Source organism: Emcibacter sp., from assembly GCF_963675455.1.
Classification (GTDB): Bacteria; Pseudomonadota; Alphaproteobacteria; order Sphingomonadales; family Emcibacteraceae; genus Emcibacter.
Map to the genome: position 1 here is coordinate 2,082,283 of NZ_OY776217.1, position 13,455 is coordinate 2,095,737.

The following is a 13,455-nucleotide window of genomic DNA, read 5'->3' on the forward strand; positions in this document are numbered from 1 at the left end:
ACGGATGAACTGGTCGACTAAATTTGCCATTCTTCTTTTGTTGCTCGTGGTTATCGGCGGGGAACTATCCAAGCCACCGGCGGGCAGGAGGCTGGAGCCGGTGCCGCCAATGGCCGAGGCGCCGAAAAAACGGGTCGTACCGCCGGAGGCTTACAGGAAAATTCCATCCCCCGGAGGCGGGAGCATGCGGCGTCCGGATCCGGTAAGCCCCTTGATTGTGATCGAAGCGGAAGCCAAAAAGAAAAATGCAGTTTTCAGCGGAACCGCCTTTTCCATCCGCGATGACGGCTACTGGATTACGGCCCATCATGTGATTGACGGCTGCGGCAAGCTGTTGCTGCTGGTCAATGATCGTCAGGGTGTCGAGGCAACAGTGGTCGCCTCTCATTCCCGGGCGGATGTCAGTTTGCTTCTGACCGGCTTTGGGGCAGGGGCATTGAAGGTCAGCCGGGAAGAGCCGGTCATGGGGCAGGAAGGATTTCATTTCGGCTTTCCGCAGGGCAGACCGGGGAATGTCTATTCCAGCCTGATCGGGGAAAGCACCATGGTCACCAAGGGCACCCGGCACGGCAGGGAGCCGGTTCTTGTCTGGGCCGACAAGGCCCGCAGCCCGTTCTTTGACGGAACCCTGGGGGGCCTAAGCGGTGGGCCCTCCCTGAATGCACGGGCGCAGGTGGCAGGTGTTATGGTTGCGGAATCTGCGCGTCGTGGCAGAAGCTACAGTTCCGAGCCTTCAGTCGTGTTTGAATTGCTGGACAAGGAAGGGGTTATACAAAGGGACACGGAGTCAAAACAAATAGCTGAAATCCGCGGAGAACTCTCGGTTGATCGTTTTGCCAGGGCCGGTAATCAACTTCGAAAAAGCTTGTCTGTGGCCAAGGTTGTATGCCAGGTGGGGAATAATTAGTTATGGTGGCATATTATTTGTATGTGCTAGTAAAAAATTAATAATGAACGCATAATGTCGGGGGGTATGAGTGTTTCTTCGGAGTAGCGGAATTGTATTTTTTTTCGGGCAAAACAGAAGCCTTGCCAGCCCTGTCCCCGGCTCTGGATCACAATGTGGTTCTTGATCCGGATAAGGTCAATCGCGATTTAAGGCTGGACCAGATTTCCCTTTTTTACAAAGGGATACCTTTCGTTGCGACCTGCAATATCCTGATTGCTTCCTTTGTCTTCTGGGCGCTATACCAGCCGGTTTTACAAACCGTACTTTTCTTTTGGCTCGGTTTTATGTTTCTGGTGTGCGCGGCAAGGTTTTTTGCCTGGCATCTGTTTAATGGCGCCGACTGGGAACACCATCCGGATCGCTGGTACCGGATTTATCTCGCCGGGACATTTATGACAGGGGCGACCTGGGCGTCAATAGTAGGATTTTTATTCCTGACGTCGTCGATACAGGACATTCTGGTCATTGTCTTTACCATTTCCGGCATGACGGCCGGGGCCCTTGTTTCGTCAGCCTCCTGTTTTCCGTCCTATCTTCTGTTTAATATTCCCCCGCTGTTTTCGCTGATCGGATATTTTCTGTTCGTCGGGCAGATTGAAATGGCGGCGATGGTCGGTTTCTATACGCTGTTTACCAATATGCTGGCCAAGAATCTCGAAGCCAGCATGCGCAACGCCTCCTACCTGAAAATCATGAACAAGCAGCTGGCGGAAATTGCTCTGAAAGAGAAGAATATTGCTGAGGGACAGGAAAAACTTCTTGAAAAACAGGTGGCAGAGCTTGAGCAGACTTACAAACAGTTGAAAGACAAGCAGGCGGCCTATGAAAAGGTCGTCGATGAAAACATGCGCTCCCGCGAAGAAGCGGAAAAAGCAAACCGGGCGAAAAGCGATTTTCTGGCCGCCATGAGTCATGAGATCAGGACTCCCATGAACGGCATGCTCGGAATGCTTTCCCTTCTCAAGGATACCAGCCTGAGTGACAAGCAGAAGGGTTATCTGAAAACGGCGGTTAAATCCGGCAAGATCCTTCTTCAACTGCTCAATGATATTCTCGACCTGACCAAGGTCGAAGCCGGCAAAATGGAACTGGAAATTGTGCCCTTCAATCTGGGGCAGATTTTGCAGGAGATATCCGACATCTGGGAAGCCAGGATCAGGGCTAAGGGACTAGAGTACAAGGTAACAATGGAGGATGTGGCTGATCGGCGCTGGCGCGGTGACCCGGTCCGGTTGCGGCAGATTCTGCATAATCTGGTCAGTAATGCCCTGAAGTTTACCATGCAGGGCAATATTATGATCAGAATTTCCCTGCTTTCGGAGGATGAACAATACGGCAGGCTGAAATTCACTGTTATTGATACCGGTATCGGTCTGGATATGGAGCAGGAATCCTATCTGTTTGAAAAGTTCAGCCAGGCGGATGCCTCTACCACCAGGAAATTCGGCGGAACCGGCCTTGGCCTGGCCATATGCCGGGAACTGGTATCCCTGATGGACGGTAATATTTCCGTCAGCAGCATCCCCGGTAAGGGCGCCGCCTTCAGTTTTACTGTCAGGCTGGAGCAGGATGCGGCGGATGAGGCAGGGGATGCGCCTGCAGAAACATTGCCGGACCGCAGGATGGGGCTTGTCTGTTCAAAGCCTGTGAAGGTGCTGGCTGCGGAGGACAATCATATCAACAGGGTTGTTGTGCAGTCCATGCTGAAGGCGGAAGGACTTGCCCTGCAATTTGTGCAAAACGGCCTGGAGGCCTTTCAGGCGGTTCGGGATGGTGATTACGACCTTGTCCTGATGGATATTCACATGCCTGAAATGGATGGTCTTGAAGCCACACGGCGTATCAGGGAGCTAAAGGGGGCGAAAGGAAAAATCCCTATTATTGCCCTGACGGCCAACGCCATGGCCGGGGATCGGGAAACCTATCTTCTTCATGGAATGGACGAATATGTCAGTAAACCGGTTGACGGAAAAACACTCTATACAGCCATGGCAAACCTGGTGGAGCCGCTGGAAGTCTATTTTGAAGAGATTGAACCTGTCCGGGAAGAGAACGTCCAGAAACATCAGGAAAAACTGGAAGCATTCATAAGCAGCATATCGGAAGGCTAGCAGGTCCTGCTACAGGACCTGCCCGTTGGAATATGATGTCAGCGAAATATGATGTCAGCTTTTCGGCTTGATATCGTTCTTTTCGAATACTTCGATCAGTTCGCCGGAGGCGGCCATTTCACGAATGATGTCGCAACCGCCGATAAACTCACCCTTGACATAAAGCTGGGGGATTGTCGGCCATTCGCTGAACTCCTTGATCCCTTCGCGAAGGGCGGGGTCCTGAAGCACGTCAAAGGCTTCAAAATCAACATTGTAATAATTCAGCACCTCGATCACCGCAGCGGAAAATCCGCACTGGGGAAACATCGGGCTGCCTTTCATGTAAAGAACAACATCGCTGTTTTTGATATCGTCTTCAATTCGGGTGAAAACCGGATTGCTCATTTCTACTTGTCCCTGAAATTATGTGTTTATTCTTCTGAGGTCTGCAGGGCGAGGGCGTGTAATGCCTCACCCATATTGCCCTTGAGGGCCTTATAGACCATCTGATGCTGTTGTACCCTGCTTTTTCCTTTAAAGGCACTTGAAACCACATGGGCCGCATAGTGATCGCCGTCGCCGCGCAGGTCCTGGATGGTGACCTTGGCATCGGGAAGGCTTTCCTTTATCAGTTTTTCTATTTCTGCAGCATCCATTGCCATCGTATCTGTACTCCAATTAGGTCTGACTTATACAGTTTGGCATCTGGCCAAATTCACGTCAAGACAACTGGCCTCTATATGGGGGCAAGTGGCGGAAATTTGAAGGGGAAAAATGTTTTTTTTAAACGCACAGGCTTAATCAAAACGGGCCGCAAAGCGGTCACCGGCAATGGTGCCGGAAACAATATTTCTGATCTTGCTGATCTGGTCCGCATCCAGTTCCTTTTTCCACTTTTCCGCCGCCGTTTTCGGGTCGCGGACGGTCTGGTGGTATTTCTCGTTGCTGCCGCTGTAATTCAGGCTGCTCTGCAGGAAGGCGTCGGTCTGATCATTGTAGGACAGGCCGCAGAACGCATAGAGTTTCCTGGTCACCCCAATGGGGTCATCGCAGAGGTCTTCATAGACAAGATCATAGCAGTTTTCGAGACCCTCGATGTCTTTCATGACTTTCTCGTTGAAGCTGACCCAGGTGCAGGCCAGTTGTTCCTCAAGAGACATTTCCTTTAATTTCTCGACAGTCCAGCCGCGCTCTTTTGACAGTGGCATGGCGGCGACTTCTTCATAAAAAACAACATTTTCCATCAGTTTCAATTTCCGGCCACGCAGCTGGGAGGAAACATAACCACAGGGATGTCTCAGGATATGCACGACCTTGCCTTCAGGGAAGGCCCGGGCAACAAGTCCGGTCCGGCAGTTGGAATTGACCGATTTCATCACCGGGACAATTTTTCCCTTGGCCATTTTGCGGCGGGATACAGCCGGCACCTTGACGTCGGACGGCAGGCTGAGGCGGTGGGCGACGGCGCCTATTACCTTAAGCATAAACAGGAACTTGGCCCGGAAGGCGTTCATGAAAGCGCTGAAATAGCTTTTCGGGAAAACGGGCAGGGAACCTGCCGACTTTAACTGCCGGACATCCCAGAGGCGGGTGAAATAGTCCCGTGTCGCGGGGATCAGCTTTTCTATTTCTTCGGACTTGGGAAAAAAGGGTACTTCCTCGGTCACGACAACTGAATCCGGTTCATGGCGGTACAATACATCCGGATGGCTGTCGAAAATCTTGGCCACCCAAGTGGTGCCGCTACGTGGTGAGCCGATTAAAAAGATCATTTTCATCCCCTGCTATTGTCCTGTCGCAGATTTTCCTTTTACATATTTAACAAGGATTTAGCACATAAAACCAACCAATTTGTTAATATGGTGCAAAAAGAAAGGCAGCAGAATTATTTTCCTGCTGCCTGTTTTGTCTGTTCTGTCTCAAGGATCAGTTTGCCATGTAACTGCGCATCCAGCCCGCGTGTTTTTCGCGCAGGGTGGCGACCGGTATGGAAAAGATTCCTTCAACTTCAAGGTTTTGGCCGGTTACGGTGCCGACTTTGGCGGCGGTAACGCCGGCATCTGATGCTGAAGCAAGGATGTTATCGGCGACCGAGACCGGAACAGACAGAATGTATCGCGCCTGATCCTCGCCAAATCCATAGGCATGCAGCGGCACCGCACCGGATTCAGATGCCACTTTCATGCCCAGACCAGAGGCAATGGCCATTTCAGCGAGGGCCACAAACAGACCGCCGTCGGATATGTCGTGACAGCTCTTGACGGTGCCGGCTTCAATCAGGCCGCGGACAAAATCACCGTTTTTCTTCTCCAGCGCCAGATCCACTTTCGGCGGCGCGCCTTCTTCACGGCCTTCCATCACATCAAGATAGAGGGATGAGCCAAGATGGCCGGTTGTTTCCCCGATCAGGATCAGTATTTCGCCCTCGGCTCTCGGGGCGATAGTTGCCATTTTATTGCTGTCTTTCAGCAGGCCGACACCGCCGATGGCCGGGGTCGGATGAATGCCGGTGCCGTTGGTTTCATTATACAGCGATACGTTGCCGGACACGACGGGGTAGTCGAGCGCCGTACAGGCATCGCGCAGCCCCTCGATACAGCCGACAAACTGGCCCATGATGTCCGGGCGTTCCGGATTACCGAAGTTGAGGCAGTTCGTGATGGCCAGTGGTGTGCCGCCGACGGCGGTGATATTTCGCCATGTCTCGGCCACAGCCTGTTTGCCGCCTTCATAGGGATCGGCGAAGCAGTAACGCGGTGTGCAGTCGGTGGAAATGGCCAGTGCCTTCTCTGTCCCGTGAATGCGGACGACAGCGGAATCGCCGCCCGGTTTCTGGATGGTGTCGGCCATGACCTGATGGTCATACTGTTCCCAGATCCAGCTGCGGCTGCAAAGTGCCGGTGAGCCGACCATTTTCAGCAGGGCTTCACCCAGGTCATCGGGGGCTGTGATGTCATCTGCAGACAAAACCGCCGCCGGGTCTTTTCTGACCCACGGACGATCATATTCGGGGCTGTTGTCAGCCAGCGGGCCGGCCGGAATGTCGGCCACGGTCTCGCCCTGGAACATGAGGGTCAGGTTGCCGGTATCGGTTATCTTACCGATCACGGCAAAATCCAGATCCCATTTACGGAAGATGGCTTCCGCTTCGCCCTCGCGGCCCGGCTTCAGAACCATCAGCATACGTTCCTGACTTTCGGACAGCATCATCTCGTAAGGGGTCATATGTTCTTCACGCTGGGGCACATTGTCCAGGTTCAGTTCAAAGCCGACACCGCCGCCGGAAGCCATCTCCACCGAGGAAGAGGTGAGGCCGGCTGCCCCCATATCCTGAATGGCGACAATGGCGTCGGTGGCCATCAGCTCAAGACAGGCTTCGATCAGCAGTTTTTCAGTGAAGGGGTCGCCAACCTGAACGGTGGGGCGTTTTTCCTCACTGTCCTCGGTGAATTCGGCAGAGGCCATGGTGGCGCCGTGAATGCCGTCACGGCCGGTCTTGGAGCCCACATAAACCACCGGATTGCCGACACCTGCGGCCGCAGAAAGGAAGATGTTGTTGGCGTCTGCAAGGCCGACGGTCATGGCATTGACCAGGATGTTGCCGTCATAGGATGGATGGAAATTGGTTTCGCCGCCGACGGTGGGCACACCGACACAGTTGCCATAGCCGCCGATGCCTTCGACCACACCGCTCAAGAGATGGCGGGTTTTCGGATGATCGGGGGAGCCGAAACGCAGGGCGTTCATATTGGCAATGGGACGCGCACCCATGGTAAAGACGTCCCGCAGGATACCGCCGACACCGGTGGCGGCACCCTGATAGGGTTCGATATAGGACGGGTGGTTGTGGCTTTCCATCTTGAAGATGGCAGCCTGGCCGTCGCCGATGTCAATCACACCGGCGTTTTCGCCGGGGCCCTGGATCACCCAGGGAGCCTTGGTCGGCAGGGTTTTCAGGTGAAGCTTGGAGGATTTGTAGGAGCAATGCTCACTCCACATCACAGAGAAAATACCAAGCTCGGTCAGGGTCGGCGTGCGGCCCAGGATTTTCAGCACAAGCTGGTATTCATCGTCACTCAGGCCGTGTTCCCTGATCAGCTCTTCAGTGATTTCCACGTTATTGTTCCACGTCATATCCCAATTCCTAACACTGGTCCTAATTCAGGCTGTTCAGCATGCTTTCGAAAAATCCGCGTCCGTCGGTGCCGCCCTGGGCATCTTCGATCAGTCGTTCCGGATGAGGCATCATGCCGAGAATATTCTTGCGCCGGTTGATGATGCCGGCAATGTCGTTGCGGGAGCCGTTGGGATTGTCCATATAGCGAAATACCACACGGTTCTGATCTTCGAGTTCCTTAAGGGTATCATCGTCGGCAAAATAATTGCCGTCGTGATGAGCAACCGGAATATTGATGATCTGGCCCTGCTTATAGGCATTGGTATAAGGGGTATCGCTATTTTCCACCCTCAGGTCCACATGTTTGCAGACGAATTTCAGGCTTTCATTGCGCATCAGGGCGCCGGGAAGAAGTCCGGTCTCGGTCAATACCTGGAAGCCGTTGCAGACCCCGAAAATATTGACACCCTTGTCGGCCCGGGCAATCACTTCCTTCATCGCCGGGGAGCGTGCCGCCATGGCGCCGCAGCGCAGGTAATCCCCGAAGGAAAAACCGCCGGGCAGGGCGATCAGGTCCACATCGGGGATTTCACTATCCTGATGCCAGACGATATGTGGTTTCTGTCCCGTTACCTTTTCCAGTGCGACGATCATGTCCCTGTCGCAGTTGGAAGCCGGAAAAACAACTACAGCGCTTTTCATAGACGCAATTCCCAAATAAGTTAAAGCCCTCAGGCGAGGGCGTCAGTCAGTCAGTCGATATCGATGGCGTAATTTTCGATCACCGTGTTGGACAGCAGTTTCCTGCACATTTCTTCCACGGCGGCAATTGCCTTGTCCTTGTCGGTCTCAGCCAGGTCCAGTTCAATGAACTTGCCCTGACGGACATCGTCAACACCGTCGAAGCCGAGGGCGGCAAGGGCGTGTTGAATGGCTTTGCCCTGGGGATCAAGAACGCCGTTTTTCAAGGTTACATGTACACGTGCTTTCACGGTGTATCCCTTTCTGAATGTCTAATCGTTATTCTGCAGTTTCCAATGAAATGCCCAGTCTGCGGGCAACTTCCTGATAAGCTTCCACTTCACCGCCGAGATCACGGCGGAAACGGTCCTTGTCCAGTTTCTCGCCGGTTTCAAAATCCCAGAGGCGGCAATTGTCCGGGCTGAATTCATCGGCCAGAACAAGCTGGACGGTATCTTCTTCCACGAGGCGGCCGTATTCCAGTTTGAAATCCACCAGTTCAATGCCGATGGCGGCAAACATGCCTCTGAGGAAATCATTAATCTGCAGGGTCATGCTGAAAATTTCGTCCAGTTCCTCATCACTGGCCAGACCCAGGACCAGGATATGCTCCTCAGCCATCAGCGGATCGCCAAGATCGTCGTTCTTGAGGGAAAACTCGACGATCGGGCGGGCGAGGCGCGTGCCTTCCTCTACGCCGAACTTTTTCGACATGGAACCGGCGGCAATGTTGCGGACGATCACCTCGAGAGGAACGATTTCCACTTTTTTGACCAGCTGTTCCCGATCGGAAAGCCGTTTGATGTAGTGGGTCGGGATGCCAATCCCGGCAAGCCGCGTCATGACCAGGTCAGTGATCCGGTTATTTATGATACCCTTGCCGGCGATGGTGCCCTTCTTGAGATTATTGAAGGCTGTGGCATCATCCTTGAAATACTGAATAATAGTACCGGGTTCAGGCCCCTCATACAGAGTTTTGGCCTTACCCTCATAAAGTTTCACGCCCTTGGTCATATGGGGAACCTTAAAAGTTAAAAACATTAAGAATCAAGCGAGGCGACCATATATCATAAAATTGTCAAATTCAATGAGCCAAAACGAGAAAAGGGGCTTAAAATCCCAACTTGAAATTCCTATATAAAAAATATGGAAACCTTCGCCTTTATGGCGTACATATGACCACAAAGATTACTGTCAATTGGACGACGCAAACAGGAGTTTTGGAAAATGACCCAGTTCGAAGACCGGGAACAGACGTTCGAAAAGAAATATGCAAAAGACGAGGAAAAAGAATTCAAGATCGTTGCCCGGCGCAATAAGCTTCTTGGATTGTGGGCTGCTGGCCTGATGGGCCTGGAAGGCGACGCAGCAGCGTCCTATGCCAGGGAAGTGGTTGAGGCAGATTTCGAAGAAGCCGGTCATGAAGATGTTTATCGCAAGGTCAAGGGTGACCTGGACACCAAGGGCGTGGATGTATCCGAACACCAGCTGCGCCGTGAAATGGACGATAAACTGGCCGAGGCCCGCGAGCAGCTGAAAAACTGAGAGACATCCGTCTCAGGCTAAATCATTTAAACCACTCTTCCGTCGTGAAGGGTGGTTTTTTATTTTTCATCCGGTTGCCGGCGAATGTCGTAAGATGGGGCAGGAACAGGAATGATGACAACAGTTGTATGGTTGCGCCGGGATCTCCGGCTTATCGATAATCCGGCGCTTTATCATGCTGCCAGGCGAGGACCTGTGATTCCGCTCTATATACTGGATGAGCAGGAGGATATGGGGGGGGCAAGCTGCTGGTGGCTGCATCACAGTCTGCGGGCGCTGCAGGGCCAGTTCCAGTCATTTGACTGCCCGCTGATCCTGCGCCGGGGCGATGCCTTGTCCATACTGCAGGAATTAATCCGGGACAGCGGTGCCGACGCCCTTTACTGGAATCGCCTGTATGAACCCCGAACCATTCAACGGGACAGGGAAGTCAAGACGACCCTTCAGGCGGAAGGGCTCGAGGTCAAAACCTTCAACAGCAGCCTGCTCAATGAGCCCTGGGAGGTGCAGACGGGACAGGGCGGTCCTTACAAAGTCTTTACACCATACTGGCGGCAGGCCGGCGGCCAGATCACGGCGAAACAAACCCTGCCTGTGCGGGATCTGGGCAGTCAGGATAGAGAAACAGCCTCCGATGACCTCAGGGATTGGGCTCTTTTGCCAGCAAAACCTGACTGGTCCGGCGGGCTGGCCTGGCGCTGGACGCCGGGGGAGAAAGGAGCTCTGGACAGGTTCGACCGATTTCTTGAGCAGCGGCTGCAACTCTATGCAGATAAAAGGGACTTCCCTGCGGTTGGAGCCATTTCGGGACTTTCCCCCCACCTGCATTTCGGCGAAATCAGTGTGCGGGACATCTGGAACCGGCTGGGTCATTTCGAGGATGTGGCCGGGGTTGAGACATCTGTCGCCAAATTCAGAAGCGAACTCGGCTGGCGGGAATTCAGCAGTCATCTGCTCTATCATTTTCCGGAAATCCCCGAAAAACCGTTCCGGTCTCAGTTCTCAGTATTTCCCTGGCAGGAGGATGAAGCGCTTCTTACCCGCTGGCAGCAGGGCCGAACCGGGTATCCCTTTGTCGATGCGGGCATGCGGGAACTGTGGCAGACAGGCTTCATGCATAACCGCGTGCGCATGGTTGTGGCATCCTTCCTGACCAAGAACCTGCTGATCCCCTGGCAAAAGGGGGCTGAGTGGTTCCGGGATACACTTGTCGATGCGGATCTGGCCAGTAACAGTGCGAGCTGGCAGTGGGTGGCGGGCTGCGGCGCTGATGCCGCCCCCTATTTTCGCATCTTCAATCCGGTGACCCAGGGGCAGAAATTCGACCCCCAGGGAAAATATATCCGCAAATGGGTGCCGGAACTCAGGGATCTGGACGGAGATGAAATCCATACACCCTGGAAAGTGGCAAAAGAAAGGACCGGGAATTATCCCGATCCTGTCGTTGATTTGTCTGTCAGTCGCGAACGGGCGCTCGCGGCCTATAAAAGCATCAAATAAAGCTTATTCGCCGAAAACCCGTTTGAAGATCGTGTCCACATGTTTGGTGTGGTAGCTCTCGTCAAACTTGGAGTCGATCTCTGCCTCAGAGAGTTTGGCGGAAACTTCCGGATCATTTTTCAGCTCGGTGGCGAAATCGGCACCCTGTTCCCAGACCTTCATGGCGTTGCGCTGAACCAGGCGATATGAATCTTCGCGGCTGACACCAGCCTGGGTGAGGGCAAGCAGAACACGCTGGCTGTTATGAAGGCCACCAAGCTTGTCCATATTTTTCTGCATGTTTTCCGGATAGACCACCAACTTGTCCATAACCATGGTCAGGCGGGCGAGGGCAAAATCCAGGGTCACGGTGGCGTCCGGACCGATCATCCGTTCGACAGAGGAATGGGAGATATCCCGTTCGTGCCAGAGCGCCACATTTTCCATGGCGGGAATGCTGTAGCTGCGGATCATCCGGGCCAGGCCAGTCAGATTTTCTGTCAGGATCGGATTACGTTTGTGCGGCATGGCGGAGGAGCCTTTCTGGCCCTTGGAGAAGAATTCCTCGGCTTCCAGAACTTCGGTGCGCTGCAAATGCCGGATTTCCACGGAAAGCCGTTCAATGGAACTGGCGATCACACCGAGGGTGGCAAAGAACATGGCGTGGCGGTCGCGTGGAATCACCTGGGTGGAAACCGGCTCCGGCTCCAGGCCCATGGCCTTGGCCACATGCTCTTCCACCCGCGGGTCGATATTGGCGAAGGTGCCGACGGCGCCGGAAATGGCGCAGGTGGCAATTTCCTTGCGGGCGTTGACAAGCCGTTCCCGGTTGCGGCTGAATTCGGCATAGGCTTCGGCCATTTTAAGTCCGAAGGTGACGGGTTCCGCATGAATGCCGTGGCTGCGGCCGATACAGACGTCAAATTTATGCTCCATGGCCCGGCGTTTCAGAACCGTCAGAAGTTCGTCCAGATCGTTGAGCAGGATATCGCTGGCTTTCACCAGCTGTACGTTCAGGCAGGTATCGAGAACATCGGAAGAGGTCATGCCCTGATGAACGAAACGGGCTTCCGGGCCGACATATTCAGCCAGTGATGTCAGGAAGGCGATCACGTCATGCTTGACTTCCCGCTCGATCTCGTCAATCCGGTCGATATCGAAGTTGCCCTTTTCCCAGATGGTTTTTGCCGCTTCCTTGGGGATGACGCCAAGCTCGGCGAGCGCGTCGCAGGCATGGGCTTCAATTTCAAACCAGATCTGGAACCGGCTCTGCGGCTCCCAGATGGAGGTCATAACTTCACGGGAATAGCGAGGGATCATGTCTTTTCCTGTCTCATACTGTCGGGATTGTTAAAGGGCAGGCTGTAGCAGAGATTGGCACAAGGCTCAAGATTTTATAGTGCTAATTCAATATTCCGGAAGTTAATGCAGGATTTTTATCTCCGGACAAAAGCCCGCGCGCGCTGCTGCGCCTCTGAAATTTCACTTTTATCACTATTATTGACAACGGTATTTGTCACCACGTTGACCATTTTTTCAGCCAGGGGCTTGTCCACCAGCCGGGCTGAAAGATACATCCACTTCATTACTTCAATCCTTTTTTCCCGGGTATCCGCCTCTTTGGCGTTCAACATTGCCCAGACACATTGGGACAGGGCATATCCATCATCTGCAGCATCGAGGTATAATATCATGGCTTGATGTGGGTTCTGCTTTCCGATAACGCCGGAAAGAAGAAAATCCGCCTGAGTATGTTTCGCCAGGGTAACGCCATTCTGCGCAGCTGCTTCCATAAAGTGATAGGCTTTTTCGAGGTCTTTGGGGACACCGCGTCCTTCAAAATATATTTTTCCCAGTTGAAACTGCGCAAAACCATGGCCGGCGTCTGCCGCCTTTTGGAACCAGTTTAATGCAGCGATCGGATCGGCTGCAACACCTCTTCCCTCGAAATATATCTGACCCAACCGGAACATGGCCGCGGGATCGCCATCGCTTGCCTGTTGTTTATATTTTTCTTTGGTTTCAGCCATATAGGCGGAAAGATCAAAGTCCTTTGAGCCAGAATTTTTCTTGATTGTGGCCCAGAAGGCGGATTCTTCCCAGTCCTGAGGCACGCCGTTGCCAAAGGCGTAAAACTGGCTGAGGAGCTCTTGGGCTACAGTGTGTCCCTTCTGTGCTTCGGGATATAGATATTTTACGGCAGTAACATAGTCCCGGGTATTGAACGCTTGCATACCTTTCTGAAGCGCGGTTTCGGCATTTTGCGCGCTCAGGGAATGTGCATGTAAAAAGGATAAAAAGATAAAGACTAAATAGAAAAACGCGCGTCGCATCAGAGACCCCCTGCTCATGATTAAATAGAACTGGAGGATACCATACTTGGAAACAGAAAGTCCAAGTCCGTATCTGAAGTTGCCGGATTCCACATGTTGGGGGGGGAGCTCGATGATAAAATCGGAAGAACTGAATGGGGGTTTGCTTCAATATTCAGGGTAATCCGGAGAGTTCCGGTTTTTTTGAGAAAATAGGGC

Annotated in this window: 13 protein-coding genes; 4 read left to right on the forward strand and 9 right to left on the reverse strand. The window is 53.2% G+C overall.

Annotated features, from left to right (window positions below; translation table 11 throughout):
* Positions 1-4 precede the first annotated feature (4 nt).
* Together ACORNT_RS09630 and ACORNT_RS09635 are read left to right on the forward strand one after the other, a co-directional pair.
* Positions 5-907, forward strand: coding sequence for a serine protease (locus ACORNT_RS09630; RefSeq protein WP_321389732.1), 903 nt, complete (start codon positions 5-7; stop codon positions 905-907).
* A 92-nt stretch (positions 908-999) separates the two neighbouring features.
* Positions 1,000-3,060 carry an ATP-binding protein gene (locus tag ACORNT_RS09635; protein ID WP_321389735.1) on the forward strand — a complete coding sequence of 687 codons (2,061 nt, stop codon included), beginning with the start codon at positions 1,000-1,002 and terminating at the stop codon, positions 3,058-3,060.
* Positions 3,061-3,114: 54 nt separating this feature from the next.
* On the opposite strand, the gene grxD is transcribed toward ACORNT_RS09635, so the two are convergent.
* The 7 genes from grxD to purC all read right to left on the reverse strand — a co-directional run bounded on the left by grxD (position 3,115) and on the right by purC (position 8,914).
* Entirely contained in the window at positions 3,115-3,447 is a 333-nt protein-coding gene (grxD, locus tag ACORNT_RS09640; RefSeq protein ID WP_321389737.1) for a Grx4 family monothiol glutaredoxin, read from the reverse strand.
* Between the two features lie 26 nt (positions 3,448-3,473).
* The gene (locus ACORNT_RS09645) at positions 3,474-3,704 is read right to left on the reverse strand and encodes a BolA family transcriptional regulator (RefSeq protein WP_321389740.1); all 231 of its coding nucleotides are present in this window, start codon (positions 3,702-3,704) and stop codon (positions 3,474-3,476) included.
* Between the two features lie 135 nt (positions 3,705-3,839).
* Positions 3,840-4,814, reverse strand: a complete 975-nt coding sequence (locus tag ACORNT_RS09650; RefSeq protein ID WP_321389742.1) for a sulfotransferase — start codon at positions 4,812-4,814, stop codon at positions 3,840-3,842.
* Between the two features lie 154 nt (positions 4,815-4,968).
* Positions 4,969-7,176 (reverse strand): phosphoribosylformylglycinamidine synthase subunit PurL, encoded by a 2,208-nt coding sequence (purL, locus tag ACORNT_RS09655; RefSeq protein ID WP_321389745.1) that lies wholly within the window; start codon positions 7,174-7,176, stop codon positions 4,969-4,971.
* 22 nt (positions 7,177-7,198) lie between these two features.
* On the reverse strand, positions 7,199-7,861 hold the full coding sequence (purQ, locus tag ACORNT_RS09660) for a phosphoribosylformylglycinamidine synthase subunit PurQ (protein ID WP_321389748.1): 663 nt from the start codon (positions 7,859-7,861) through the stop codon (positions 7,199-7,201).
* A 50-nt stretch (positions 7,862-7,911) separates the two neighbouring features.
* A complete protein-coding gene (purS, locus tag ACORNT_RS09665) occupies positions 7,912-8,151 on the reverse strand; it encodes a phosphoribosylformylglycinamidine synthase subunit PurS (RefSeq protein WP_321389751.1) in 240 nt (79 codons plus the stop codon).
* 28 nt (positions 8,152-8,179) lie between these two features.
* A complete protein-coding gene (purC, locus tag ACORNT_RS09670; RefSeq protein WP_321389755.1) occupies positions 8,180-8,914 on the reverse strand; it encodes a phosphoribosylaminoimidazolesuccinocarboxamide synthase in 735 nt (244 codons plus the stop codon).
* 213 nt (positions 8,915-9,127) lie between these two features.
* On the opposite strand from purC, the gene ACORNT_RS09675 reads away from it, so the two are divergent.
* On the forward strand, positions 9,128-9,445 hold the full coding sequence (locus ACORNT_RS09675; RefSeq protein WP_321389757.1) for a DUF1476 domain-containing protein: 318 nt from the start codon (positions 9,128-9,130) through the stop codon (positions 9,443-9,445).
* A gap of 111 nt (positions 9,446-9,556) precedes the next feature.
* Complete coding sequence (locus ACORNT_RS09680; protein WP_321389760.1) at positions 9,557-10,945, forward strand: deoxyribodipyrimidine photo-lyase; 1,389 nt, start codon at positions 9,557-9,559, stop codon at positions 10,943-10,945.
* Between the two features lie 3 nt (positions 10,946-10,948).
* On the opposite strand, the gene purB is transcribed toward ACORNT_RS09680, so the two are convergent.
* Positions 10,949-12,244, reverse strand: a complete 1,296-nt coding sequence (gene purB / locus ACORNT_RS09685; protein WP_321389762.1) for an adenylosuccinate lyase — start codon at positions 12,242-12,244, stop codon at positions 10,949-10,951.
* Positions 12,245-12,360: 116 nt separating this feature from the next.
* Positions 12,361-13,257 carry a tetratricopeptide repeat protein gene (locus ACORNT_RS09690; RefSeq protein WP_321389764.1) on the reverse strand — a complete coding sequence of 299 codons (897 nt, stop codon included), beginning with the start codon at positions 13,255-13,257 and terminating at the stop codon, positions 12,361-12,363.
* Positions 13,258-13,455 lie beyond the last annotated feature (198 nt).

Excerpts from the sequence above, each read along its gene's own strand:
- ACORNT_RS09630 (WP_321389732.1), top strand. The coding sequence starts at position 5 with ATGAACTGGTCGACTAAATTTGCCATTCTTCTTTTGTTGCTCGTGGTT.
- grxD (WP_321389737.1), bottom strand. The coding sequence starts at position 3,447 with ATGAGCAATCCGGTTTTCACCCGAATTGAAGACGATATCAAAAACAGC.
- ACORNT_RS09645 (WP_321389740.1), bottom strand. The coding sequence starts at position 3,704 with ATGGCAATGGATGCTGCAGAAATAGAAAAACTGATAAAGGAAAGCCTT.
- ACORNT_RS09650 (WP_321389742.1), bottom strand. The coding sequence starts at position 4,814 with ATGATCTTTTTAATCGGCTCACCACGTAGCGGCACCACTTGGGTGGCC.
- purL (WP_321389745.1), bottom strand. The coding sequence starts at position 7,176 with ATGACGTGGAACAATAACGTGGAAATCACTGAAGAGCTGATCAGGGAA.
- purQ (WP_321389748.1), bottom strand. The coding sequence starts at position 7,861 with ATGAAAAGCGCTGTAGTTGTTTTTCCGGCTTCCAACTGCGACAGGGAC.
- purC (WP_321389755.1), bottom strand. The coding sequence starts at position 8,914 with ATGACCAAGGGCGTGAAACTTTATGAGGGTAAGGCCAAAACTCTGTAT.
- ACORNT_RS09675 (WP_321389757.1), top strand. The coding sequence starts at position 9,128 with ATGACCCAGTTCGAAGACCGGGAACAGACGTTCGAAAAGAAATATGCA.
- ACORNT_RS09680 (WP_321389760.1), top strand. The coding sequence starts at position 9,557 with ATGATGACAACAGTTGTATGGTTGCGCCGGGATCTCCGGCTTATCGAT.
- purB (WP_321389762.1), bottom strand. The coding sequence starts at position 12,244 with ATGATCCCTCGCTATTCCCGTGAAGTTATGACCTCCATCTGGGAGCCG.
- ACORNT_RS09690 (WP_321389764.1), bottom strand. The coding sequence starts at position 13,257 with ATGCGACGCGCGTTTTTCTATTTAGTCTTTATCTTTTTATCCTTTTTA.